Origin of the sequence: Amycolatopsis sp. lyj-23 (assembly GCF_046549135.1) — a bacterium.
Classification (GTDB): Bacteria; Actinomycetota; Actinomycetes; order Mycobacteriales; family Pseudonocardiaceae; genus Amycolatopsis.
The window spans coordinates 274,342-298,556 of sequence record NZ_JAJPWN010000002.1 but is presented as its reverse complement, the minus strand read 5'-3'; the positions used below and the strand labels follow the sequence as shown (position 1 = coordinate 298,556).

General features: G+C 72.1%; 20 protein-coding genes. 7 read left to right on the top strand and 13 right to left on the bottom strand.

Features of this window, described 5'->3' with window-relative positions; genetic code table 11:
* The first annotated feature begins 7 nt into the window (after window positions 1-7).
* Window positions 8-1,105, top strand: a complete 1,098-nt coding sequence (locus ACLJPY_RS04260) for a sodium:calcium antiporter (RefSeq protein WP_410586680.1) — start codon at window positions 8-10, stop codon at window positions 1,103-1,105.
* 223 nt (window positions 1,106-1,328) lie between these two features.
* On the opposite strand, the gene ACLJPY_RS04255 is transcribed toward ACLJPY_RS04260, so the two are convergent.
* A complete protein-coding gene (locus tag ACLJPY_RS04255) occupies window positions 1,329-1,637 on the bottom strand; it encodes a S26 family signal peptidase (protein WP_410586679.1) in 309 nt (102 codons plus the stop codon).
* A gap of 286 nt (window positions 1,638-1,923) precedes the next feature.
* Between ACLJPY_RS04255 and ACLJPY_RS04250 the strand changes: the two genes are divergently transcribed.
* From ACLJPY_RS04250 to ACLJPY_RS04240, 3 genes are all read left to right on the top strand, one after another.
* Window positions 1,924-3,558: a LuxR C-terminal-related transcriptional regulator gene (locus ACLJPY_RS04250; protein WP_410586678.1), complete on the top strand. Its 1,635-nt coding sequence runs from the start codon at window positions 1,924-1,926 to the stop codon at window positions 3,556-3,558.
* Window positions 3,559-3,643: 85 nt separating this feature from the next.
* Window positions 3,644-4,279 (top strand): class I SAM-dependent methyltransferase, encoded by a 636-nt coding sequence (locus tag ACLJPY_RS04245; protein ID WP_410586677.1) that lies wholly within the window; start codon window positions 3,644-3,646, stop codon window positions 4,277-4,279.
* Between the two features lie 103 nt (window positions 4,280-4,382).
* Window positions 4,383-5,951, top strand: coding sequence for an amidase (locus ACLJPY_RS04240; RefSeq protein WP_410586676.1), 1,569 nt, complete (start codon window positions 4,383-4,385; stop codon window positions 5,949-5,951).
* Window positions 5,952-5,961: 10 nt separating this feature from the next.
* Here the strand turns inward: ACLJPY_RS04240 and ACLJPY_RS04235 are convergent, their stop codons facing one another.
* The 4 genes from ACLJPY_RS04235 to ACLJPY_RS04220 all read right to left on the bottom strand — a co-directional run bounded on the left by ACLJPY_RS04235 (window position 5,962) and on the right by ACLJPY_RS04220 (window position 13,307).
* Window positions 5,962-8,622 carry a lectin gene (locus tag ACLJPY_RS04235; protein WP_410586675.1) on the bottom strand — a complete coding sequence of 887 codons (2,661 nt, stop codon included), beginning with the start codon at window positions 8,620-8,622 and terminating at the stop codon, window positions 5,962-5,964.
* Window positions 8,623-8,854: 232 nt separating this feature from the next.
* Window positions 8,855-10,009 (bottom strand): S1 family peptidase, encoded by a 1,155-nt coding sequence (locus tag ACLJPY_RS04230; RefSeq protein ID WP_410586674.1) that lies wholly within the window; start codon window positions 10,007-10,009, stop codon window positions 8,855-8,857.
* Between the two features lie 508 nt (window positions 10,010-10,517).
* Entirely contained in the window at window positions 10,518-11,330 is an 813-nt protein-coding gene (locus tag ACLJPY_RS04225) for an SAM-dependent methyltransferase (RefSeq protein ID WP_410586673.1), read from the bottom strand.
* A gap of 159 nt (window positions 11,331-11,489) precedes the next feature.
* Window positions 11,490-13,307, bottom strand: a complete 1,818-nt coding sequence (locus tag ACLJPY_RS04220) for a GAF domain-containing SpoIIE family protein phosphatase (RefSeq protein WP_410586672.1) — start codon at window positions 13,305-13,307, stop codon at window positions 11,490-11,492.
* A 454-nt stretch (window positions 13,308-13,761) separates the two neighbouring features.
* Between ACLJPY_RS04220 and ACLJPY_RS04215 the strand changes: the two genes are divergently transcribed.
* Entirely contained in the window at window positions 13,762-13,893 is a 132-nt protein-coding gene (locus ACLJPY_RS04215) for a hypothetical protein (protein ID WP_410586671.1), read from the top strand.
* 267 nt (window positions 13,894-14,160) lie between these two features.
* On the opposite strand, the gene ACLJPY_RS04210 is transcribed toward ACLJPY_RS04215, so the two are convergent.
* Entirely contained in the window at window positions 14,161-14,793 is a 633-nt protein-coding gene (locus ACLJPY_RS04210; protein ID WP_410586670.1) for a TetR family transcriptional regulator, read from the bottom strand.
* A gap of 82 nt (window positions 14,794-14,875) precedes the next feature.
* Here ACLJPY_RS04210 and ACLJPY_RS04205 point away from each other — a divergent pair, with 82 nt between their 5' ends.
* Window positions 14,876-15,346 (top strand): nitroreductase/quinone reductase family protein, encoded by a 471-nt coding sequence (locus ACLJPY_RS04205; protein WP_410586669.1) that lies wholly within the window; start codon window positions 14,876-14,878, stop codon window positions 15,344-15,346.
* A 30-nt stretch (window positions 15,347-15,376) separates the two neighbouring features.
* Here ACLJPY_RS04205 and ACLJPY_RS04200 read toward each other — a convergent pair whose 3' ends face one another.
* From ACLJPY_RS04200 to ACLJPY_RS04190, 3 genes are all read right to left on the bottom strand, one after another.
* Window positions 15,377-15,568 (bottom strand): hypothetical protein, encoded by a 192-nt coding sequence (locus tag ACLJPY_RS04200; RefSeq protein WP_410586668.1) that lies wholly within the window; start codon window positions 15,566-15,568, stop codon window positions 15,377-15,379.
* Window positions 15,569-15,639: 71 nt separating this feature from the next.
* Window positions 15,640-17,079 (bottom strand): carboxylesterase/lipase family protein, encoded by a 1,440-nt coding sequence (locus ACLJPY_RS04195; protein ID WP_410586667.1) that lies wholly within the window; start codon window positions 17,077-17,079, stop codon window positions 15,640-15,642.
* 22 nt (window positions 17,080-17,101) lie between these two features.
* Window positions 17,102-18,019 carry an MBL fold metallo-hydrolase gene (locus ACLJPY_RS04190; RefSeq protein ID WP_410586666.1) on the bottom strand — a complete coding sequence of 306 codons (918 nt, stop codon included), beginning with the start codon at window positions 18,017-18,019 and terminating at the stop codon, window positions 17,102-17,104.
* Between the two features lie 137 nt (window positions 18,020-18,156).
* Between ACLJPY_RS04190 and ACLJPY_RS04185 the strand changes: the two genes are divergently transcribed.
* A complete protein-coding gene (locus ACLJPY_RS04185) occupies window positions 18,157-19,053 on the top strand; it encodes a helix-turn-helix transcriptional regulator (RefSeq protein ID WP_410586665.1) in 897 nt (298 codons plus the stop codon).
* On the opposite strand, the gene ACLJPY_RS04180 is transcribed toward ACLJPY_RS04185, so the two are convergent.
* From ACLJPY_RS04180 to ACLJPY_RS04165, 4 genes are all read right to left on the bottom strand, one after another.
* Window positions 19,044-20,708, bottom strand: a complete 1,665-nt coding sequence (locus ACLJPY_RS04180; RefSeq protein ID WP_410586664.1) for a discoidin domain-containing protein — start codon at window positions 20,706-20,708, stop codon at window positions 19,044-19,046. The two genes, ACLJPY_RS04185 and ACLJPY_RS04180, sit on opposite strands and share 10 nt — an antisense overlap.
* A gap of 102 nt (window positions 20,709-20,810) precedes the next feature.
* Window positions 20,811-22,049, bottom strand: coding sequence for a glycosyltransferase (locus tag ACLJPY_RS04175; RefSeq protein WP_410586663.1), 1,239 nt, complete (start codon window positions 22,047-22,049; stop codon window positions 20,811-20,813).
* A gap of 114 nt (window positions 22,050-22,163) precedes the next feature.
* Window positions 22,164-22,997: a G1 family glutamic endopeptidase gene (locus ACLJPY_RS04170; protein WP_410586662.1), complete on the bottom strand. Its 834-nt coding sequence runs from the start codon at window positions 22,995-22,997 to the stop codon at window positions 22,164-22,166.
* 89 nt (window positions 22,998-23,086) lie between these two features.
* On the bottom strand, window positions 23,087-23,854 hold the full coding sequence (locus tag ACLJPY_RS04165) for an AfsR/SARP family transcriptional regulator (RefSeq protein ID WP_410586661.1): 768 nt from the start codon (window positions 23,852-23,854) through the stop codon (window positions 23,087-23,089).
* Between the last annotated feature and the right edge of the window lie 361 nt (window positions 23,855-24,215).

Below are 24,215 nucleotides of genomic sequence, written 5' to 3'. Positions count from 1 at the left end.
AGGTCCAGTGTCCGGATTGTCTCTTCCGTTGCTGTTGCTCATCTTCGCCGCAGCGGCCGCCGCGATCTGGGTCGCGGGCATCCAGCTGTCGAACCAGACCGACGTGTTGTCGGTCCGCCTGCACCTGGGCTCCGCACTCGGCGGCCTGATCCTGCTGGCGGTCGCCACCAACCTGCCGGAGATCGCCATCGTCGTCACGGCCTCCCTGTCCGGCAACGTGGGGGTCGCCGTCGGCAACATCCTCGGTGGTATCGCCATCCAGACGGTCGTCCTCGTCGTCCTCGACGCCGCCGGCGTCCGGGGGAAACGTCCGCTGACCTACCAGGCGGCGTCGCTGGTCCTGGTTCTGGAGGCCGCCCTCGTCGTCGCCGTGCTCGCCGTCGTCGTCGCCGGCAGCCAGCTGCCGGCGAACCTCATCTTCCTCCGCCTGACGCCCGGCCCCGTCCTGATCACGATCCTCTGGGTGGCCGGGCTGTTCCTGCTGCGCCGCGCCGGCCGATCACTCCCCTGGCACGAATCCGGGCAGGCACCCGACGGCCAGGACCGGCCCCGCGGCCACAAAACCCGCCACACCGAACACGTCGCCACCACCAAGGGCACGAGCACCACCAAGGCGGCACTCGTCTTCGCCGGCGCCGCGGTGGTGACGCTGATCGCCGGGGTCGTCCTGGAGCGCAGCGGTGACGCCATCGCCGACCACATCGGACTGTCGGGTGTCCTGTTCGGATCCACCGTCCTGGCCGCCGCGACCTCCCTGCCCGAGGTGTCCACGGGCATCACGTCCGTCCGCAACGGCGACTACCAGCTCGCGGTCAGCGACATCTTCGGCGGCAACGCCTTCCTGCCCGTGCTGTTCCTGGCCGCCACCCTGCTCTCCGGCAAAGCCGTCCTCGCCCAGGCCCAGAACACCGACATCTACCTCACCGCCCTGGCCATGCTCCTCACCCTCGTCTACGCCGCCGGGCTCCTCTTCCGCCCCCGCCGGCGGACCTTGCGACCTCGACGGCGACGACCGGGTCGACCAGGCCGAGTTCTTCTACGGCGAAGACCCGAACGCCCCTGCGGCGCACCTGTTCGGCAAGATCCGCAGCTGACCTGTCCATAGCCATAGATGGGATCGCCGGCCGCCGCGTACGGCGAATACTGAACCGCCCGGAAATCGTCCTCGGGCCGGGAGAGGCCATTCGGAACTCCCCCGTCACCGCTTCTCCCTCATCGGACGTTCACGGCCAGAAGGCGCTTTTTCCCGTTGCCCAGCCGGAGACACCACCCGAGGAACTGACTGGTCCCCGCCGTCCCCGCGAACGGCGTCGCGGCGCACGGGGTGGTCAGCGCGCTGGTGTTGCTGCGGCTGTTTTCGTCGTCTTCCGGCGCGGTGCCGGGAAAGCCGGAGTCGGTGAACGCGGTGGCCGGTGCGAGCGGCCGGAACGAGAACAGGGTGCCGTACCGGCCACGACACCGTCCACCCGGGACCGCGGGATGGCCCCCAGGTGCCCGTTGTCGCTGTGGACACGCGAATCGTTCGAGTTGTTGCGCAGGTCTCCGGCGACCAAGACCGTGCCGGTGGGCACCAGGGCCCGGAACGGGTACGGGTGGTCGGGGACCGTGGGATCGGCCTGGACGTAAGGCTCGGGCACCGGTTTGTCGCCGCGGCACCCGGCCGGGTCCGCCCGGCGGCCGTTCTTCGATCAGCCGATCGCGCACGTTCTCACCGCCGAACGCTCCCTGGGCGCAGCCCGGCGGTGAGGGCGCGGGGCGGCCCGCGCACCGGACTTCAACCTGGAGTTGCCCGAAGCGCGCCGGCCTGCAGTGCTCGCACGCCCGGGACCACCTCGCGCTCCACCGCGCCCCTGCTCGGACACCGCAGGACACGACCGGGGCTGGTTGCTGGCTGTCGGGGTCACGAGCTGCGATGGTGTCGTGATGGTCGAAGACGTGCTGCTGATGGCGCGTTCGGCATACGCCGGACGCCGCTGGCGCGTCGCCTGCGACCTGTTCGACCAGGCCGACGGGAGCGGCGACGTCCCGGCCGAGGATCTCGAAAGCTGGGGTCTCGCCGCATTGCTGACCGGACGTGACGACGAGTCCGACGCCGCCCGGGAGCGGGCACACCACGCTCATCTGCGTGCCGGCCGCGTCGAGGACGCGTGTCGGGCCGCGTTCTGGCTCGGCCTGGCGGTCACCCTCCGCGGCGAGCCGGCGCGCGGCGCGGGCTGGTTCGCGCGGGCGCGAACCGTGCTCGACGAGCATCGCGTCACGGACTCGGTCTGGCGTGGCTTCCTGCTGGTACCGCAGGGCATGGCCGCGTTCTTCGGCGGTGACCTCACCTCGGCGCTGGCCATCGCGGAGCGGGTCAAGGCCCTCAGCGGTCGCTACGGCGATCAGGATCTCGCGGTGCTCGCCCACAACGCGCACGGACAGGTGCTCATCGGCAGCGGAGAGGTGGAAGCGGGCCTGGCGGAGCTCGACGAGATGATGGTCCTCGTCACGACAGCCCAGGACGTCTCACCGCAATTGGCCGGCCTGGTCTACTGCGCCGTCATCGACACCTGCCGCGACGTGTTCGACGTGCGCCGTGGTCGTGAATGGACGGCGGCGCTGAGCCGGTGGTGCGCGGCGCAGCCCGATCTGGTGCCGTATCGGGGGCAGTGCACGGTGCACCGCGCGGAGATCCTCCAGCTGACCGGTTCCTGGGCCGAGGCGGCCAGGGAGATCGACCGCGCGAGTGAACGGGCCGGCGCTCGTGATCCGGCGATCGGCATGGCGTGCTACCAGCGCGGCGAGCTGCACCGGCTGCGGGGCGACTACGCGGCCTCGGAGGCCGCCTACCGGGATGCGCTGCTCGTCGGCCACGATCCACAGCCGGGGCTGGCGCTGCTTCGCCTCGCGCAGCACCGTACCGACGTGGCGCTGGCCGCGGTGCGCCGCGCGCTCGACGAGGTCTCCCGCCCGGCTCTCCGCCTGCGGTTGCTGCCCGGTTACGTCGAGATCGCGCTCGCCGCCGGCGATGTCGCCGGAGCACGCACAGCCGCAGACGAACTCGGCGCGGAAGCCGGCCGGCGGCCGGCGCCGCTGCTGCGCGCCGCGGCCTTGCAGGCCCGCGGGGCGGTCGACATCAGCCGTGACGCGGCGGGCGCCCTCGGCGCCCTGCGCGCCGCACGGTCGGCTTGGCAGGACATTCCCGCGCCCTACCACGCCGCCCGCTGCCGCGTGCTGATCGCGCTCGCCTGCCGCGCACTCGGCGATACGGACACCGCCGAGCTGGAACTGCACGCCGCCCGCTGGGCGTTCGACGAGCTCGGCGCGGCTCCGGACGTCGCCACCGTCGACCAGCTGGTCCGCCGGTCGGCGAAGGGTTCGCGCCCCGGCGGCCTCACCCTCCGCGAAGTGGAGGTGCTGCGCGCGGTCGCCACCGGAGCCACCAACCGCTCGATCGCCGCGACCCTGTTCCTCTCCGAGAAGACCGTGGCCCGCCACGTCGCCAACATCTTCACCAAGCTCGGCGTCACGTCGCGCTCGGCCGCCACCGCCTTCGCCTACCGGCACCACCTGATCTGAGATCTGCATAGTTCTGCCGACGCGGACCCGCGCCCCAGGCTCCTACGGTCGCTCGCACAACCCGAGCATCGGAACAGGAGCCGCCATGAGCACCGGATACGCCCTCGCCTACGCATTGGGCCTGACCCCGTGGGAGCGCGCCGGCGAGGCCGGCCAAGACGCGCTGGACAAGCGGGTGGCCAGCGTGGAGGCCGAGTTCGGCGGGGCCGGCCGGGCGCTGGACCTCGGCTGCGGAAGCGGCCTGCACCTGGTGCGGCTCGCCCGTCGCGGCTGGCAGGCCACCGGTGTGGACGCCGTCGGCCGGGCGGTTCGCCGCGCTCGAGCCCGTGCGCAGGAGGCGGGTGTCACCGCGACCGTCGTCCAGGGCGACGTGACCGAGCTGGACCCCGGCCGGGTCGGCACCGGGCACCGGCTGCTGCTGGACGTCGGCTGCTTCCACGGCCTGGGCGACGACCAGCGCGTCCGCATGAGTCACTCGATGAACGCTGTCGCGGCGCCGGACGCGGCCATGATCATGCTGGCTTTCCGGCCCGGCGCCGCACGCCGGCCCTTGCCACGAGGCGCGGACCAGCCGACCATCGAGGCGGCCTTCCGCGGCTGGGCCGTCATCGACGTGGAACCCGCGCCGACGGACGGCATGCCCAAACCGCTGCGCGCGACGGCCCCGCTTTCTACCTGCTCCGGCGCGTCAGCTGACCGACGTCGACAGCTCACTCGATGATCGCCCCCGGCCGGCTGACCGTCTCCTGCGGTTCAGCCCCCTGGGCGCGGCGGAGGCGCGCCAAACCAATGACGGGTTGACCGGCGCCGCGTTCAGGAGTGCCATGGACGCCGTGAATCGTCTGCGCTCGGCCGCCGTGCTCGTCGTCCTCGCCGGTTCCCTCCTGGCGCCGGTCCCCGCCGCCGCCGACACCGGCCTGGGCTTCGACCTCGACGCCGCCACCATCCCCGAACTGCAGCACCGCATGGACCACGGCGGCCTGACCGCCATCCGGCTCACCGCGGCCTACCTGCACCGCATCGACGTCCTCGACGGCAAGGTCCACTCGGTGGTCGCCGTCGACCCGGGCGCGCTCCGGGCGGCCGCCGCCAGCGATGCCCGCCGCCGCGCGGGCCGGACGCTCGGGCCGCTGGACGGCATTCCCGTGCTGCTCAAGGACAACATCGACACCCGCGCGCAGCCGGCGACCGCGGGTTCGCGGGCCCTGCCGCGCAGCCGCCCGGCCGCCGACGCGGCCCTGGTGAACCGGCTCCGGCGCGGCGGTGCGGTGATCCTCGGCAAGACCAACCTCAGCGAATGGGCCAACTTCCGCTCCACCCACTCGACGTCGGGCTGGTCCGCGGTCGGCGGCCAGACGAACAACCCCTACGTCCTCGACCGCAACCCGTGCGGCTCGTCCTCCGGCTCCGGCGCCGCCGTGGCCGCCACGCTGGCCCAGATCGCGATCGGCACGGAGACCGACGGCTCGATCGTGTGCCCGGCCGGCGCCAACGACGTCGTCGGCGAAAAGCCGACGCTCGGGCTCGTCAGCCGGACCGGCGTCGTGCCGATCTCCGCGGAGCAGGACACCGCCGGGCCGATGGCGCGCCACGTCGTCGACGCGGCCGTCGCGCTGTCCGTGCTGCAGGGCGGTGACCCGGCCGATCCCGCGACGGCGGCGATCCCCGCCGGTCAGCCCCGGGACTACGCGACGCTGCTGCACCCGGGTGCCCTGCGCGGGGCCCGGATCGGCGTCTGGCGCCTGGCGGGCTCCGACGCCGACGTCGACCGGGTCGTCCAGGACGCGGTGCGCACGCTGACCGCCCGCGGAGCCACGGTCGTCGACGTCGACCTGCCGTACCAGGACCGGATCGGCGCCGCCGAAACCCCGGCGCTGCTCACCGAGTTCAAGCGCGACCTGAACGCGTACCTGAAGCACCGGCCGGGCCACCCCGCCACGCTCGACGAGCTCATCGCCTTCAACCGGAAGGACCCGGTCGAGCTGTCGAAGTTCGGCCAGGAGCTGTTCGAACAGGCCGCCGCCGCGCCGGGCCCGGACGACCCGGGCTACCGCGCGCAGCGCGAGACGGCCACCACGCTGGCGCGCCGGTCGATCGACGAGACCCTCGCCCGGGACCACCTGGACGCGATCGTCGCGCCGACCAACAGCCCCGCGTGGAAGACCGACTACACGACCGGCGACGCCTACGTCCTCGGCTCGTCGACCCCGGCGGCCGTCGCGGGCTACCCCAACGTGTCGGTCCCCGCCGGGTTCGCCGGCCCGCTGCCCATCGGCGTCTCGTTCTTCGCCGGACGCTGGGCCGACGCCCGCGTCCTCGCCCTGGCGGCGGCGTTCGAACGCGCGGCTCCGGCCCGCCGGGCCCCGGCCTTCCTCCCGGCCATCGGCTCCTGACCCGCCCCGCTCAGCCGTGGGTCCAGCGCTGGGCCGCGCTCTGGTTGCAGTCGTAGATCTGCAGCTGGGTCCCGTCCGTCGTCGTGCTGCCCGGGTCGTCCAGGCACCGGCCCGACTGCGGGTTCACCAGCGCCCCGCCCGGGCCCGCCTGCCACGTCTGCGCACCGGAGGAGTTGCACTGCCACAGCTGGACCTTCGTGCCGTTCGCCGTGCCGCTGTTGCTCACGTCCAGACAGCCGCCTTGGGCCTGGAACGTTCCGCCGGGACCGGCGAACCACTTCTGGGCGCCGCTCGAGTTGCACGTGTACAGCTGCACGTGCGTCCCGTCGGCCGTGCCGCTGGTGGCGACGTCCGCGCACTTGCCCGCGATGCCCGAGGTCAGCGGGCCCAGGTGCGGCAGCGTCCCGTCGTAGGACGGCGGCGGGTTCGACGCCGCCCAGGAGGTGTTCGCCGACGTCCCCAGAGCGAAGGCGAGAGTTCCGCCTGAGGTGAGAGCCGACGTCGGCGCGTACGCGTTGTTCCACGCCGTGCCGTTCCACGACGCGCTCTGGACGTACGGCGCGTTGTCCGCGGCCGCGGGAGCGTTCACGGTCAGGGTGTTCCCGCTCGGCAGCGTCACCAGCGCCTGCGTGAACAGCGGGCTGCCCAGCGCGAGGTCCGCGGTGCCCGGTGTCATCGGGTAGAAGCCGAGCGCGGAGAACACGTACCACGCGCTCATCGCGCCGAGGTCGTCGTTGCCGGCCAGCCCACCGGGTGCGTCGGTCCAGATCTGGTCCTGCACCTGGCGCACGACCTTCTGCGTTTTGTACGGCTGCCCGACGTAGTCGTACTCCCACGGCAGCTCCAGGCTCGGCTCGTTGCCGAGGTCGGCCTGCGTGCCGCCGCTGCCGTGGAACCCGGCCAGGACGCTGTCGAGGTAGCTGATCAGCGACGCGTTGCCGCCGCGCGCCGCGGCGAGGCCCGCGACGTTGAACGGCACCATGCCCGTGTACTGCCATGACGTGCCCTCGACGAAGTTCGACCCGCTCGCCGGGTTGAAGCCGCCGGTCCAGGACCCGTTGGCGTCCTTGGGCTGCATGAAGCCACTCGAGGCGTTGAAGGTGTTCTTCCAGTTCTGCGCGCGGCCGGCGTAGAACGCCTGGTCCGCACTGTCCCCCAGCGCACCGGCGAACGCCGAGAGCGCGAAGTCCGCCGTGTCGTACTCCAGCTGCGTCGAGACCGGGCCGTAGAAGTTGCAGCACTGGTAGGTACCGTTCGCCGGGAGGTACCCCGGTGCGTTCGTCGCGTTCAGGCCCGGCCGGACGTTGTTCGGCACGTTCGCCTCGTGCAGCATCGCCTGCAGCGCCGCCGAGGTGTCGAAGTTCCGGGCGCCGAAGGCGTAGTAGCCCGCCAGGATCGCGGTGCCCGGATCACCGACCATGACGTAGGTTTCGCCGTTGTTGTGCGACCACTTGGGCAGCCTGCCGCCCTGGGTGTAGTCGGCGAGCATCGACTGCGCGATGTCGCTCGTCTGCGCCGGAGCGAGCAGCGCGGACAGCTGCGCCTGCGTGCGGTAGATGTCCCAGCCGGAGAAGTTGGCGTAGTGCGCCGAGTGTCCGCTCGCGACGGTGTGGACCTGGTTGTCGAACCCGATGTACTGGCCGTTGCGGTCGGAGAAGACGTTGGGGTGCAACAGCGAGTGGTACAGCGCGGTGTAGAAGACGCGCTGCTGCGACGCGGTGCCGCCGGCGACCTGGATCCGGCCGAGCAGGGAGTTCCAGCTGTCGTGCGCGGCCTGCTTGGTAGCGGCGAAGTCGAACGCGGGGATGTCGGCCGCGCGGTTGTCGATCGCGTTGGCGACCGAAACGTAGGAGATGCCGACCTTGGCCTGCACCGTGGGGTTGGCGGTCGCGTCGAACCGGACGTACGCGCTGCCCGGTCCGGCCGCGGGAGCCGCGGGGGCCGCCGAAGCCGTGCTGCCGTGCAGCTTGCCGGGCACCGCCTCCGGGGTGACCGCGGTCGCGGCGGCGGTGCCGCTGGTGCTGAACGGCCGGTCGAAGACGACGTCGAAGTAGAGCGTGTAGGTGAACCCGGCGCCGCAGAAGTGCCCGGAGGTGATCGAACCGGACACCTCGGTCGGGCTGACCACCGTCCACGTCTGGTTCGACGTGCCGTTCTGGCTGCCGTTGAGCTTGAACTGCAAGTTCGCCTGGGACGTCGCCGGGAACGTGAACCGGCCGATCCCGGACCGCAGTGCCGTGGTCAGCTCGGTTTTCACGCCGTTGCCGAGGCCGACGGAGTAGTACCCGGGGTTCGCGGATTCGTTGCTGTGGCTGAAGGGCACGGTCGCGCCGGTGTTCACCGCGCCGACCGTGGGCAGGATCGGGACGTCGCCGTCGGCGCCGCAGCCCGGGCCGGACAGGTGCGTCAGGCTGAACCCGGTGGTGGACGAGTCGTTGTACTCGTAGCCGCCGCCGTCGGGGCGGCTGGGCGTGTCGGGACTCCACTGGACCATCCCGAACGGGACGTCCGCGCCGGGGAAGTCGTCGGCGGCGTTGGAAGTGCCGATGAAGGGGTTGACCAGCGACGCCGGATCGGTGACCAGCTGCGCCGCGGACGCGGAACCGGGGATCAGCCCGGCCGAAGCCAGGACGGTGGCGGCCGAAAGCCGCACGAGGGTACGCAAGACCATGTCACTTGTCCTTCGCCGTTGAGCACAAGCAGTTCAGGCTGCGTTCCGGAACGGTCCTCGCGCGCTGACACCGTTGTCAACGGTCCGTGCTGATCCTGTCGTGTTCCGGACACGGCCGGGTGAACCCGACGACGGACGCGGCGCCGGCACACCGAGAGGGTGTGCCGGCGCCGCGTTGGACCTGTCTTCGGGTCCGTGCTTCGTCCTTTCCGGAGGAGGACGGCACGAGTGCTCAGGGAGCGGTGGTGACCAGGGTGAGGCCGTACGCCGCCAGGATCGGGTTGACCGGCTGGAAGAAGGTCGTGCCGCCCGAAGTGCAGTTGCCGGAGCCACCGGAGGTGACGCCCTGCGCCTGGTTGGCGGACAGCCACGAGCCACCGGAGTCGCCCGGCTCGGCGCACACGTTGGTCTGGGTGAGGCCGTACACGGTGCCCTGCGGGTAGTTCACGGTCTGGTTCTTGACCTGCAGCGTGCCGCAGTGCATGCCGCTGGTGGAGCCGGAACGGCAGATCGACGAGCCTTCGGGCATCTCGGTCGAGCCGGAGACGTAATAGTAGTAGCCGTCGTAGCCGTACATGTAGCCGTACAGGTTCACGCCGCTCGCGGCCGCGACGTAGGAATAGTCGTTGCCGGGGAAGGTCGATGCCTGGAACGTGCCGAGCAGCGCGCCCGAGGAGTCGGTCGCGACCGAGCCGGGGGTGCCGCAGTGCCCGGCCGAGATAAATCCACTGTAGACGGTGAACCCGATCGAGCAGCGGGCGGCGTTGTTGATGTAGTACGGATACGCGCCGACGATGTCGGCCTTGGTGCGCGGCGATTCGCTGACGAGCTCGGTGCGCACGACGCCGGGGGCCAGCGCGGAAGCCTTGGCCACGAATGATTGCACCGCTGCGGTTTCGGCGTTGCGGTTGACCGTGACGACGACACTGTTGCTGCGGCTGTCGACGTACCAGCCGGTGACGCCCGCCGGCGCGGCTTTGCCGGCCAGCGCGTCGATCTTCGTCTTGACGCCGTCGAGTTCGGCACCGCTGTGAGCCACGGTGATCGTCTTGACGCCGTCCAGCGAGGAGGTCTTCGCGGCGTCGGTGCCGGCGACCACCAAGGTGCCGCTCGCGGCGTCGAACCACGAACCGGCGTAGGCCGCGCCGAGGGTCTTGCGCGCGGTGCGCTCCACCTTGCTCGCGTCCGCTTCCTGCGCCAGCCGCTTGTTCACCTGAGCGGCGGTCAGGTGCAGGTCGCGTTGCATGGCCGCCATCTCCGAAGCGCTTACTTTGGGCGCGGCCACCACGTCCGGCATCGGGGAGGAAGCGCTCGCCGTCGCCGGGATGGCGAGCGCGGCCGCGACGGCAAGCACGCCGGTGAGGGCGCTGGAGATTCTCTTGCTCATCGGTCGATTCCTTTCCTTGGTTGATTCCGTCGATCGAGATCCCGTTGCTCGAAGAAGGCGCGCCGACATGATGTCGAGACACCGGATGCGGCAATGGTCGAAGAAAAGCTGACAGCCTGCTGATGAGGTTAGTTTCCGGCTTAACACAAGCGCTACCGCCGGACGGACCACTTCCGCAAAGCGTTCGGGCGCGGGTAATCCGCTGCCGATCGGAACGTGAGTGCACCAGGGCGCACCCGGTGATCGGCTATTCCTCCGTCGTCCGTGACCACGGCCGGCGCTTCCAGCGGCCGCCCGCGTGAGATTACCGCCGGCCGTGATCGTGGGTCAGTCCTTTCGACCCGTCCGAAACGGAAAGCACGGGGGATGTCTCCGAGCAATCGCCGTGGTCCTTTTCCGAACGGCGTGGCATTGCCGCACGATCTCGGGAGTTCGATGCCGGATTCGTCCTGACCGCACCGGCGGCGATCGGACCGGTCCCCCACGCGGGCCCGAGCGGAGCTGCGAGTCAGGAGCGTACGCCGACGCCGGCATACAGGCCGTCGTCGTGCGGATCGACCACCGGGCTCAACCGGTCCGGCCGCCAGTTGGCGCTCGTCGTGAGCCCGGGCTCGACCAACGTGAACCCGTCGAACAGGGCCAGAACCTCGTCGCGGGTGCGTGGGTAGATGTGGTCCTGGGTGGAGCGCATGGTTTCGGCGACCCGCGGGTCGGAAAGCACGGCGAAGTCGTTGGTCAGGTGGGTCAACGCCAAGTGGCTGCCCGGAGCGAGCGAGTCCCGGTAGGTGGCGAACACGGCCGGGACGTCCGCATCCGGCGACAGGTAGTGCCCGACCGCCACCGCGAGCAACCCGACCGGCTGGGTCAGGTCCAGCAGTGCGCGGACTGGCTCGGAGCCCAGTACGACGCCGGGGAGGGTGACGTCGGCTTGCACCACGTCGGCGTGCGGATTGCCGGCCAGCAGGAGCCTGCTGTGGGTGACCGCGACCGGTTCGTAGTCGACGTAGACGACCCTGGCACTCTCGTCGACGTCTTGGGCCACTTCGTGGACGTTGCCGACGGTCGGAATGCCGGAGCCGAGGTCGAGGAACTGACGGACCCCGGCGTCGAGCATGAACCGCACAGCTCGGCGCAGGAACGCGCGGTTGCGTCGAGCGACCTGCGCTACCTGCGGCTGGATGGCACTCAGCCGGTCGGCCACCGCGCGATCGGCAGCCAGGTTGTGCGCACCGCCGAGCAGGTAGTCGTAGATTCGCGCGACTGAGGGGATGGCCCGGTCGACATCCGGCGGCAGCCAGCCCGCTTCGTCGATACCCGTCACCGTGGTCCTCCCTCCGCAGTTCGAACAGGATCCCACACCGCGTCGACGCCGTCCGCACCGGTGAAATCGCCGCGCGCCGAACCGTCATCCCGGCGGCTGGACCCGCGCCTTTCGCAGCGTCTGTCCGGCGCGGTCAGCGGCGACGAAGGCGGCGCACCATCACCGCCGATCGGCGGCGGGGATGTGGGCGGCGAGCACGACGACGTCGTCGTCGTCGTGCGGCGTACCCTGCCCCAGCATGCTGCGGATCGTGTTGTCGACGAACCGGGGGAGGTCGGCCGGGTCCGCGGCCGCGACGGTGTCCCGCAGGCGGCGGATGCCGACATCCAGGTTGCTGCGGCGGCGCTCGACCAGCCCGTCGGTGTAGAGCAGCACGGTGTCCCCCGGCCGCAGCCGGAACCGGTGGTCGGTGATCGGGGCCTTCCGCAGCTCGGGATAGCCGAACATCAGGTCCCCGCCCTCCAGGACCGTCGTGGTGCCGCCCTGGTGCCGCACGACCGGCGGGAGGTGCCCGGCGCAGGCCCACCGCATCAGCCAGCACCCCTCCGCCTCGGGGCGCAGGTGGGCCTGCAAGACGCTTCCGGTCGCTCCGACCCCCGTGGCGACGCAGGCTCGCTCGACCGCGGCGAGCACCGCCGAGGGCGGCCCGTCGGGCCGCTCCCAGGTCGCCTGCCTGCCCATGTTGCGCACCTGGCCCATCAGCGTGGTGGCGTGGATGTCGTGCCCGGTGATGTCGCCGACGACCAGGGCAAGAGCGTCGTGGCCGGCCCCGCCGGCCGCACTGAGATCGATCGCGTCGTACCAGTCGCCACCGACCCGCTCCAGGCGGCCGACGGGCAGGTACCGCGCAGCCAGGCGCACCCCGGGGAACTCCGGCAGCCGGGTCAGCATCGCTTCCTGCAGCTTCCGGGCGACCGCCACGCGACCTTCCAGGAAACGGGCCCGTTCCAGTGCGTGTCCCACGTAGCCGGCCAGCGTGGTGATCACGGCTTGCTCGTGGACGTCGACCTCGTGCGGGGTGTCCCACCCGAACAGCAGCACCCCGGCGACCCCGTCGGGCCCGGGCAGGGGGACGCAGGCGATCGAATGCAGGCCCAGCTCGGCGTAGCGGCGTTGTGCGGACTCGGGAAACGCCGCGGCGATCGCTTCGGGCTCGGTGAAGACCTGTAGGCTCCCCTCGCGCGCAGCGAGCGCGATCGGCGTGTCATCTTCGACGTGGGAGTGCGCGTCACCGGATTCGGGCCCGAGCGCCTGCAGGGGGTCGTCGATGCGGCGCAGGTTGCCGGCCCCCTCGGCGAGCGTGAGACCGATGTAGCCGGGTTTCAGGTCACCGGAGACCAGGTCGGTGACGATCTCCCGCAGCTGGGAGATGTCGTCGGCGTGGGCGAGGGCCTGCGACGCGGTCAGCAGCAGCTGGGAGCGGGCGAACGCTTCGCGCAGCATCGCCTCGGCCGAGCCGGTGCGGGCGCGTTCCCGCTGAGCGTCGCGCGTGGCGATGCGCAGGCGCAGGTCCAGCGAGCACGCGTGCGCGAGGTCGGCGAGCGCCGTCAGCTCCTCCGCGCGCCACCGGCGGGGGCGGTGATCGATCACGCACAGGCTGCCGAGGACGCGTTCCGATGCGTCGGTCAGCGGGAAGCCGGCGTAGGCGACGAGCGCGTTCTCCCGCGGCCGGGCATCAGCCGCCACGTCCTCGACGATCAGCGGCGCGCCCGTCACCACCTCGCGACGACCCCACGGCGACGAGAAGGACGCACGACGGGTACGCGCCCACGGCTCACCGAGACCCACCAGGCCGGGGAAGACCTGCTCTCGCTCGGTGACCAGCGAAACCAGCGCGATCGGCGTACCGAGGCGCCGGCTTGCGCGGGCGGCCAGCGCGTCGAGCGCCACATCGGGCGCGCCGCCCAGCCCGGTCTCGGCCAGTGCCGCCAGCCGGCCCGGATCGGCCAGCGCCGCCGTGTCGTCGTCTTCGGTCATCGCACAAGCCCCCGCACCGGCCCACTCCCGCCTCCGAGCTGTTGTCGAGGCCTAACTACCCAACGGTCGGCCCAGCCACCCACGAATCAGCCATCGCGCTCGGCACCAACCCGGCGGCCAACCGGACAACCAGCCGCTGGCGATCACGGCCCTGCGCGTCGGCGGCCTCGACCTGGTCCGTGAGCACGCCTCGTCCGGCCAGGTGCCGGTGCGGCGTGCCTGCTCGCCATCACACCCCCTGATCCCGTGCGGTCACTGAGGCGATCGGCGGTGACGCCGGCCGGCTTCCGGGCGGGGTGTCCTCGTGCTGGAGGTGGAGATCGGGGTGGATACCTGCCCGGGAAATCTCCACCGCGGTTCCCACCGCGAACCGACGACACACCCGGTCGGTGTTCGTAGCGTCGTCAGAAACGGTTGTGCCGTCCCGACAGTGACCATCGAAGGAGCATCACCCATGTTGATCGGATCCCTGCTGACCGCCGCCGGCCTGTTGTCCGGTCTGCCGACCGCGGTGTGGCTGACCGTGGCCGTCCTCGCCGTGGTGGGCGTGATGGCCTTCAAGGTGCGAAGGCGCCGACGGCGTTGACGACCGCTGTCGTTCTCGCTCGGTGCGCTGTGGCCGCTCGGGTTGAGGGACATCGGTCCGCCACGGCAGACGCAGACAAGGAGCAACGACGGTGGTGGCGACGGGGCCATGGGTGCCACGGCGATGGTGGCCGGCGCGGCTGGGTGCACGCCTGGCCGGACTCGGCGGCGCCGTCCCGGGGCCGCTTCAATCTCGCGAAGCGCAAGCAGCCGTGCGGTTCACCTACGCGTGCCCAGTGCGCCGTTGGCTTTCAGGGTCCGCTCCTCGCTACAGCACGACGTCGGGCCCGCCGGTCGACGACGGCCCCGCGGGGTAGTCGAGACCGGCGGACAGCAGGTCGAACGCCTGCCCGACCAGCTCGGACTCCGACTCCTGCCGGCCGGCTGCGCGCCAGGCGGCGACGGCCGGCTGGACCGCGCAGAGCGCCACCGAGGCCACCAGGTGCGGCCGCGGGTCCACGGTGGGGTCGACGCCCATCCGGGCGCCGATCAGGCTCGCCACCTCGTCGAACCGGGCGGTGGCGCGCTCGATCCGGGCCGCCGTCAGCGCCGGGCTGACCGAGATCAGGTTCTGCAGGTCGAGGAAGCGCGGGTCGCTCTCGTACGTCCGCATCACTTCGGTGGCCGCCGCCTGCAGCGCGGTCAGCACGGGCAAGCCGGCCGGTTGTGCGGCGAACGCCTCGAGCACCGCCGTGATCTGTTCGTCCGCGAGGGCCAGCGCGACGTCCTCTTTGGAGGCGAAGTACCGGAAGAACGTCCGTGTGGAGACTTCGACCGCTTCGGCGATCTGCTCGATCGTGGTGGCCTCGAAGCCGTGGGTGCAGAACAAGGCCCGAGCCGCGTCGATCAGGGCCTCTCGCGTGCGCTGTTTCTTGCGTTCCCGCAGGCCGAGCTTCTCCATGCCGGCCAGCATACGACCTTCGCGTCACCCTCGGACTCTTGTCAGTTGACGACACTTGTCACCAAGTGACACTATTGGGCTCATGCCCAAGCCTCCCCCGCCGACGTCCCGTTACTGGAAGTTCCAGCGACAGCTGACGCGGCTGAACACGTTCCTGTTCCGCAAAACCGGCGGCAAGGTGGGCGGGTCGTTCTTCGGCGGCGCGCCCGTGCTCCTGCTCCACCACGTCGGCCGCAAGTCCGGCGAGGCCCGGATCAGCCCCCTGATCTACCTCGACGACTCGCCGCGCCTGGTCGTCATCGCCTCGAAAGGCGGCATGGACGCCCATCCGGCGTGGTTCCACAACCTGACGGCCATGACGGCCACCGAGGTCGAGCTGCCGGGTGGCGAACGCCGACGGGTCCGCCCGCGCGTCGCCGACGGCGCGGAACGGGCGCGCTTGTGGGAGCGAGCAGTGGCGATCTACCGGCCGTACGCGGCCTACGCGAGCTACACCACGCGGGAGATTCCGGTGGTCGTCCTCGAACCCGCCGACGCCGCAGCGACCGAGTAGACGCGCGGTCGCTGCGGCGGCGGGCGCTCCTCAGGCGCGCGGACCCTGCCTCCGGCCGACCGAGCGGCCGATGAAGTAGCCGAGCAGCAGACCGACGACCAACCCGATCGCGATGAAGAAGACGACCGTGGCCGCGGCGATCTTGCCGACCGTGCCGAGGAAGCCCTTGGCTTCGAGCTCCTGCGCCGTCACCACGGCGTGGACGAGCAAGTGGTGCACCATGGCCCCAGCGTGGCAGGTCCGGCCGGACTGCGCACGGCAAAACCCGGCGACGGTCGCGATCGCCCCGACCCTCAGCTCCCGAGGATTTCCGCCACCGGTTGCCCCGGGTCGTACACGGCCCAGCCCGGATTACCGGTGCGGGCGAACGCGACCCAGGCGGTGTGCACCCGGGCCGCGAGCCCCTCCGGGACGGGGCCGGGGCCGAGCAGGCCGTTGTCCCCGTGCAGCCACGGCTCGCCGGCGACATCGAAGACGAAGGGCAGCTCGACGGTGTGGGCGGCGCCGAGGCGTCCGCCCAGGGCCGTCGAGCGGTGTCCGAACGAGTAGACGTGGGTGCGGCCGCCCGAGATCCGCGCGTGGGCGCGGGCCATGCGGGCCGTACCCGCTCCGAACAGGACCTCTCCGAGGATCGCCGAGCGCAGCTCGCCCGGTGTCGCCTTCGGCCGGGCCGCGCGGTGGGTGGCGATCGCCGTCTCCGGGTCGGGGTGCACCCGGGCGGCGAGCGCGCGCACGTCGGCCTCCGTCGTGGCCTCCAGGTTCCCCTGCGGTACGACGTAGAGGTGCCCTTCTTCGGTGTTGGTGCCGATGAGCAGGTCGACGTCGCCGGCCGGGCCGTCGGCCAGGTCGTCGGCGGGCTGGACCGGCAGGACCAGGCTGAACGGGCTGAGGCCGGCCAGCGGATCCGTGGCGGTGCCGGTACGCAGGTCGAGTCCCGCCAACGCGGGCAGGACCTCCAGGAAGCGCTCGTCCGGGATCGCCGCGAAGGCCGCGGCGGTCGGTTCGACGCCGAGGGCGGCGGCCGCCGCGATCGTGACCCGGTGGGCCTGTTCCGGGGTGAACGCGCCGGTGCCGCTGCCGCTCTGCATGATCGCCCGCCGGAACAGGCCGTCGGCCTCCGGCCGGGCGAGCAGCGCTCCGACCAGGGTGGCGCCCGCCGACTGGCCGAAGACCGTGACGTTGCCCGGGTCGCCGCCGAACGCCGCGATGGTGGCGCGCACCCAGCGCAGCGCGGCGAGCACGTCGAGCAGCCCGCGGTTCGGCGGCGCGCCCGCGAGGTCGAGGAAACCGGGAACGCCGAGGCGGTAGTTCACCGTCACCAGGACGATCCCGTCGCGGGCGAACGCGCTGCCGTCGTAGAGCGCGGCACGGGCCGAGCCGGTGACGAACCCGCCGCCGTGCACGAAGACCATGACGGGCCGCCTGCCGTCGTCGGCGGCCGGCGTCCGGACGTCGACGGTCAGGTACTCCGCACCCCGGACCCACCCCGGTCCGAAGTAGGGAGCCAGGTCCAGCCGGCCGAAGTCACGGGCCGGCTGGGGCGCGGTGGGCGGGGGTTGCGTGCCGTCGCGGACACCGGACCACCCCGGGTGCGGTGCGGGCGCGGTGAACCGGTCCGCGCCGAGCGGTGCCGCCGCGTAGGGGATGGCGCGGTAGAACTCCCCGGCGCCGTCGCGGACACCGCGTATGGCGCCCGCCGGGGTTTCGACGACCGGGTCTGCGTGGTGGGTCACGGGAGAACGTCCTTTCCGGGTCTCAGGAAATGCGCGAGAAGGGCGCCCACGCCTTGATCGCGAACTTCGTCCCCTGACGTTCGACTTCGGCGGCGCCGTGGCCGCCGAAGTGCGCGGGGAAGACGAGCGCGTTGCTCTCGGCGGCCTCGCCGAGCAGCCGGTGGCGGGTGGCCCGGGCCTCGGCCGGGTCCTCGCAGAAGCAGGAATTGGTCTCCGGCTCTGCGATCTGCAGCGGGGCGTGCACCAGGTCCCCGACGAACAGGGCCCGGTCGCCGCCGGAGTCCAGGCGCAGCACGGACGAGCCGGGGGTGTGCCCGGGCGCGAGGTCGAGCCGCAGGTTGCGGTCGATCCGGTAGGAGCCCTCCCACAGGTGGGTCAGGCCCGCCCGGTGGACCGGGGTGACGCTGTCTTCGAACACGTTCTGGTTGCCGCGGCCCAGCACGGGTTCGTGCTCGTTGGCCGGGTCCCAGAACTCGAAGTCCCGCCGCGTCATCAGGTACGTGGCGTTCGGGAAGGTCGGCACCCAGTCGCGGCCCGCCAGCCGGGTGTTCCAGCCGACGTGGTCGACGTGCAGGTGCGTGTTGACCACGACGTCGACGTCCTCGGGCCGCACCCCGGCGGCCGCGAGGTTGTCGAGGTAGCCGGTGTCCCGGCGGCTCCACACCGGCGCGTACGGCCGGTCCTTGTGGTTGCCGACGCCGGTGTCGACGAGGATCGTGCGTCCGTCGCTGCGCAGCAGCCACGACTGGATCGCCGAACGGCACTCGTCGGTCTCCGGGTCCCAGAAATCGGGCGCCAGCCAGCCGCGGTGCTCGTCCCACGAGCCGGCGGGACTGTCCGGGAAGAACCGGCTCGGGGTCAGTTCGACCGAACCGTAGTACTCCTTGACGCGGGTAACGGTGACGTCGCCCAGGGTGATCTGCTCGGGGTGCCGATCCATGTGGTCCGTCCTCGGTTCGGGGCAGGTGGCCGATCGACACCGAGCCTGGCCACGCGGACGGGCACGAACCACTCCCGCCTGGTCCTACCCCTCACAGGGGGTGGCTCGGCTCCGGGCGTCCCGCCGATACTGGGAAGATGGACGGACCTGGGCCGCTCGGCGACTTCCTGCAGGCCAGACGGGCGCTCCTGCGCCCGGAAGACGCCGGCCTGCGCCACCTCGGGCCCCGCCGGCGCGTCACGGGGCTCCGCCGCGAGGAACTGGCGCAGCTGGCGGGCGTCAGCGTTTCCTACTACACGAGGCTGGAACAGGGGCTGTCCCGCGGCGCCTCGGCCGAGGTGCTCGACGCGATCGCCCGCGCGCTGCGGCTCGACGACCACGAGCGCGAGCACCTCGACCGGCTCGCCGGCGCCGCCCGCCACACCCCCCGGCCCCGCCGCCCCCGGCCCGAAAAGCTCGCCGACGAAACGCGAGACCTCCTACGCGCCGTGGACGGCGTCCCGGCGCTGGTGCTCGGCCGCCGCACGGACGTGCTGGCGTGGAACACCCTCGGGCACGCCCTGCTGGCCGGCCACCTCGGCTTCGACGACCCCGCCGACCCGGCGCGGCGGCCGAACATGACCCGCCTGCTGTTCCTGGACCCGCACTGCCGGGAGCTGTACACCGACTGGAAGCGCAAGGCCCGCGCGGTCGTCGGCAACCTGCGGGTCACCGTCGGCCGGCACCCGGAGGACCCCCTGCTCGCGGAGCTGATCGGCGAACTGACGATGAAGAGCCCGGAGTTCGTCGCGCTCTGGGGCGATCACCGCGTGGCACCGTGCGACGCCGCGTCCTACGAACTGCACCACCCCGTCGTCGGCGCGGTGACCGTGACGCAGCAGACGCTGTCGATCGCCCGGTCACCGGAGCAGGTGCTGATCGTCTGCACGACCCGCGGCGCGTCCCCGTCCGAGGAAGCTCTCGCCCTGCTCCGGCAGACGACGTCCCCGGCGGACGACGTCGTGCTCCGCGGGAACCGCGCCGGTCAGGCGTAGACCTCCAGGCGGGCGAGCTGTCCCGCCGGCCAGCCGGTGTTCCCGGTGAACGTGAGCCGGACGTAACGCGTGCCGGTGGCGGGCACGCTCACCGTCACGCTGTTGTCGTGGGCCGGGTCGAACACGTACCCCGCCGGGCCCGCCAAAGTGCGGAACGTCGTCCCGTCGACCGATCCGGCGACCGCGATCGTCTGGGTCCGGGTGCTCCAGGCGGCCGCCGGCGGGAGGCCGAGCACCAGCCTGCTCACCGTCACCGCCGCGCCCAGGTCGACCTGGATCCACTGCGGGAACGCGTTGTTGGCGCTTTCCCAGTAGGTGCCCGGGTTTCCGTCGACGGCATTGCCGCCGACGTAGGCCTGCGTGTGGCTGCTGTCGGCGGTGGCCCTGCCCCGGGCCAGGTCGGTCGAGCCGCCGCCGGGGAGCACCGGCGGGGTCGGACGGGTCGCCGTCAGGGGCAGCTGGCCCTTGAGCATGCGGCCGCCGTCGGCCGTCAGGCGGAGGTAGTAGTCCGACGAGCACGCCGTCCCGTCTTCGTCGAGGGCGAGCAAGCCCGAGCCGACCGGGGTCATCGCGGCGTTCTCCGCGGTCTTCGCGATCTGGTTGCCTTCGCCGTACTCGTCGAACATCGAGATGTAGATGCCCTGGGCGCCGGCGCGAACCATGTTGTAGAACTGGCGCCACATGAAGTCGCCGTGGGCCCGCTGGCGCCCGGAGACGTCGCCGGGCAGCACGCACGGCTGGTAGTCGATGCCGTGGGCCGCGCAGTCGGCGGCGTCGGGCACGTTCATGTTCGCGTACATCCAGTCCGAGTCCGCCGCGGTGCCGATCGCGCCGACCATCCACGGCGAAAGCATGTCGAAGGCGTGGTAGACGCCGCCGAACCCCGGCCGCGACCCACCGTCGCTCGTCCGCCACTCCCGCGGCACACCGCCGATGAGGTAGCAGCCCTGCGCCTTGAACCAGTCGACGACGTCGAGGCAGGTGTTCGCGTCCCACGGGTGGTTGCCGTCGTTGTAGCCGAAACCCCAGATGCAGACGACGGGTTTGCCGTTCTGGCGGGCGTAGGCCGGTGACGCGACGTGGGCGGACATCTTCGCCGTCCAGTCGGTCTTGATCTCGGGCTGCATGGCCGTCCAGCCGGTGACGTCGTACATGATGTAGAACTTGCGCCCGTACGCCTCGGCGGCACTGCGCACCTTCGCGGCCATCGCGTCCCGCGTCGGCCCCTCGCTGCTGTTGGGGTTGAAGCGCTGCAGCGCGGCGGTGTCGCAGCCGTTCTGCTGCATCCACCGGAAGTGCGTGTCGACGGTCTGCTGGTCGTACGAGGAGAAGAGCGTCGCCGGTTCGCCGTTGCCCAGGTTGGCGTACGACGTTGGGTACTTGCGCGCGTATTCGCGCATGTCGGGCCAGGCCCTGATCACGTTGTTGCCGGGCGACGGCGTCCGGCTCCAGTCCTGGCCCCAGTGCCACCAGGCGTTGATGGGGGCACCGTCACCGGGGCAGGCGAACCAGCCCTGGTAGCCGACGGTGATCTTGCCGACGACGTCCCCCGGCGAGCTCGCCGCCGCAGCTCCGGGCGCACCGGCGAGAGAAAGCGCTCCCCAGGCCGACGCCGCGGCCGCCGAGCCGATGAAGGTCCTACGGGAGATTTCCATGACCGTTCCTCTCGCCCGGTGGCTGAGCACGTGGCGAGAAATGTAGGGCGCCGGACCATGGCTGGCAATAGACAGACAGATTTCTGAAATTTGCGTACATGTTCACGCAAGAGTGCCCAGGAAGCGGGCTTCAACCTGAGGGCCGTCGGGCGGATCGAGCAGCCACGACGCGGCCACGGCGGCGCCATCGGTCCGCATCGCGGCCGCGACCGCCCGAGCCCGGGCCGCGGTTTCCGGCGTCAGCGCCCGAGCGAGCGCGCTCGAAAGCGACTCCGCCGTCGGCGTCGGACCGTCGTGGGCCACCCCGATGCCCAGCTCCGCCACCCGCCCGGCCCAGTACGGCTGGTCCACCATCTGGGCGACCACCACCTGCGGCGCCCCGGCCCGCGCGGCCACCGTCGTCGTGCCGGCGCCGCCGTGGTGCACCACCGCGGCCGACCGCGCGAACAGGGCGTGCAGGTTGACCTCGCCGACCGCGCAGCAGTCCGGCCCGTCGTCGGTCAGCGACAGATCGGCCCAGCCGCGCCCGACGACCACCCGGCGCCCCTGGGCCCGGATCGCCTCGATGGCCACCTTGGCGACGTCGGCCGGGGCACGCATGCTGCCGAACCCCACGTACACCGGCGGGTCACCGGCGTCGAGGAACGCCGTGACCTCCTCGGGCAGCGGGCGGTCGTCCGGCAGGATCCACGAACCGGACTGCCCGACGTCGAGGTCCGACGAGCCGGGCCACGGCGCCAGCACCGGATCCGCGGCCAGCCAGGGCCGGTCGGTCAGCACGTGGCGGCGGACGTCGTCGACGGCGGGCAGGCCCAGCGCCGCCCGGTGGGCGTTGAGCGCGGCGCCGAACACCGCGTTGTAGTTGCGGGCGTCCAGCTCCCACCGCGCCTCGTGGCCGGTCGCCTCGGGCGGGAACGGCCGGTCCGCGAACGGCACCGGCGAATGGTGCGGCGAGGGCAGGATGATCGGGCAGTAGCTCGCGTACCGGTACCGCAGACCCAGCTTCTCGGCCACCGATCGGGCCGCGACCGGCATCAGCCCGGCCGCCACCAGCGCGTCACACCCGTGCGCCGCCGCGGCCAGCGCGTCGAACTGCGCGGCGATCAGCTCCGCGACGCGCTGGGCCCGGTCGCCGGCCGGCGGTGGCACCGCCCCGTGCAGCACCGGTCGCACCGGCCAGCCGACCGGGACCAGCTCCACGCCGACGCCGGCCAGGCGCTCCGCGAAATCGGGCGGCGCGCACACCCGCACCTGCGCGCCCCGTTCCCGCGCCCGCACGGCCAACCCGACCAGAGGCTCGACATCCCCGCGCGACCCGTAGGTCGACAACAACACGCGCACGTGGCCGCTCCCGTCTCCGGCCGCCATTCTGGCCACGGGAGCGGGGATCGCGGGTCCGCAGTTCTACCCACGACCCCCGCGCGCCGGGTGTTCAGGCGCCTGCCACGAGCAGGCTCACTGGTGCGCCCAGGTGACCGCGAAGTTCTGGCCGTTGCGGCTCGCGTCGCCGGTTGTCGCGTACGTCGTCGTCGCGTCCTGCTCCTGGATCTTGGTGCGCTGCCAGGTCGAACTCGCCGTCATCGAGCCGCTGTGGCCCGCGTCGTCGGTGGCGACCGTGTTGCCCATCAAAGCCCGGCCGTAGTTCGCCAGCGGGAAGAAGTCGCTGGTCCCGAACCGGCTCGGTACCTCGACGATCCACTCGGCGCTGGTGCGGGAGCAGACCAGACCGGCGGCGCACGTCTGGGTCGTGGTGAAGCTGGTGTGCTGGGTGGCGTCGGCGACCGTGATCGTGAACTGCCCGGTCGCCGCGCTGTAGCCGACGTCGGCGCTCACGGAGTCGCCCGGGTTGATCGTCAGGACCGGCTGGATCGCGTTGGTCGGGAACATCTCCCACCAGAGCTGGTAGACCGGCGTGCCGTCCACGCACCGGGCCGAACTGCCGCCCTGCTCGACCGTGCCGTTGGTCCACCCGTCGAAGCCGGCCCAGAACACCGCCCAGGCGTCCGCGGCCGGGCACGTCACCGGCTGCTGCGTCCACGACGCGTGCACATGGGTGAACGTGGCCGCGGGCGCGGACAACGAGGTGATGGCGTAGCCGGCCCAGTTCCGCGAGGTCGCGTTGACCAGTGGACCGGCGACCGAGGGAGCGTGCCCGGTGTGCCGGGCCGCGGTGGCGGCCGGGCTGCCGGCGTAGCCGGTGAGTGCGCTCGCGGGCGCCGCCGCGCCCGCGCCGACCACGACCGCCACCGCCGCGAGGGCGGTGAGCGGCAAAAGCCGTCGAAGTCTCATGGGAATTCCCCCCTGCGAGGATCGGTGTCCGCGGCCGACTCTGGCACCGGCCGCTGCGACCGCGCTGATGCCGCGCTGAAAACGCCAGGTCAGACCGCCAGCAGCCGGAGGGCGAGCGCGGACTCCTCCAGCACCGGGTCCTGCCGCAGGATCGCCGTCTCCAGGGCACGCAGCCGCTGGTGGGGATCGATGCCCAGGTTGTCCGCCAACGCCGCGCGCAGCCGGCGGTACACCCCGAGCGCGTCGGCCTGGCGTCCGGCGCGGTACAGCGCGAACATCAGCTGCGCGTGCACCTGCTCGTCGAACGGGCGCGCCGAGGCCAGCCGCTGCAGGTCCGGCTCGAGCCGGGCGTGCTCGCCGAGGGCCAGCCTCGCCCGGATCAGCGCCAGCTGGGCCCGCGTGCGCAACCGTTCCAGACCGGCGGCCTGCTCGTCCAGCCAGGCCACGCCGCCGACGTCGATCAGCGAACGGTCCCGCCACATGGCCAGCGCCGCACGCAGCGTCGACGCGCTCTGCGCCGGGTCGTCGCCGTCCGTACCCCGCTCGACCAGGCGCCGCGCCTCGGCCACGTCGGTCTCGCCGGTGCCGAGGTCGAGCAGGTAGCCCGGATCCCGGGCGAGGATCGCGGTCCGGTCGCCGAGCACGCGCCGGAGCGCGGACACGTGGCTTTGCAGGGTGTTGGGCGCCACCCCCTTCGCCCGGGCACCCCACACGGCCCGGATGAGCCGGTCGGTGCCGGCTATTCCTTCGCCGTGCAGGGCGAGGACCGCGAGCACCGCTCGGCGCCGCAGTCCGGACACCGGTACCGGCACACCGTCGACGACGGCGTCGACGGGGCCGAGCAGTCTGACGCGCATGGGACCTCCCGTCCATCGCGGGGACGTTCCGGTCCCCCCGATCGACGGTCGCACGGTCCGTCGACAATCCGTCGACAGTCCGGCGGCGGTGGCACCCCGGGCCACCCGTACGTGCCGACGATGATCGCCGGCTCGCCGCGGCCGTCGGAACCTGCGGGTGACGAGCGTGTGCAGCCCCTCCTCGACGGTCGTCACCGGCGAGCCCGCTCGTCCGTGGTGCGCCGGGTGGTTTCGGCGGGCCGGCCGGGCGCGGCGGGCGCCGGGCGGACGGGCTCGGGCGGTGTCCCGCCGCCGCGCGGGTTTTCGACCCAGCGCACGGTCACGACCGCCGCCGCGGGCCGGTGGCGGCGGTGGCGCGAAG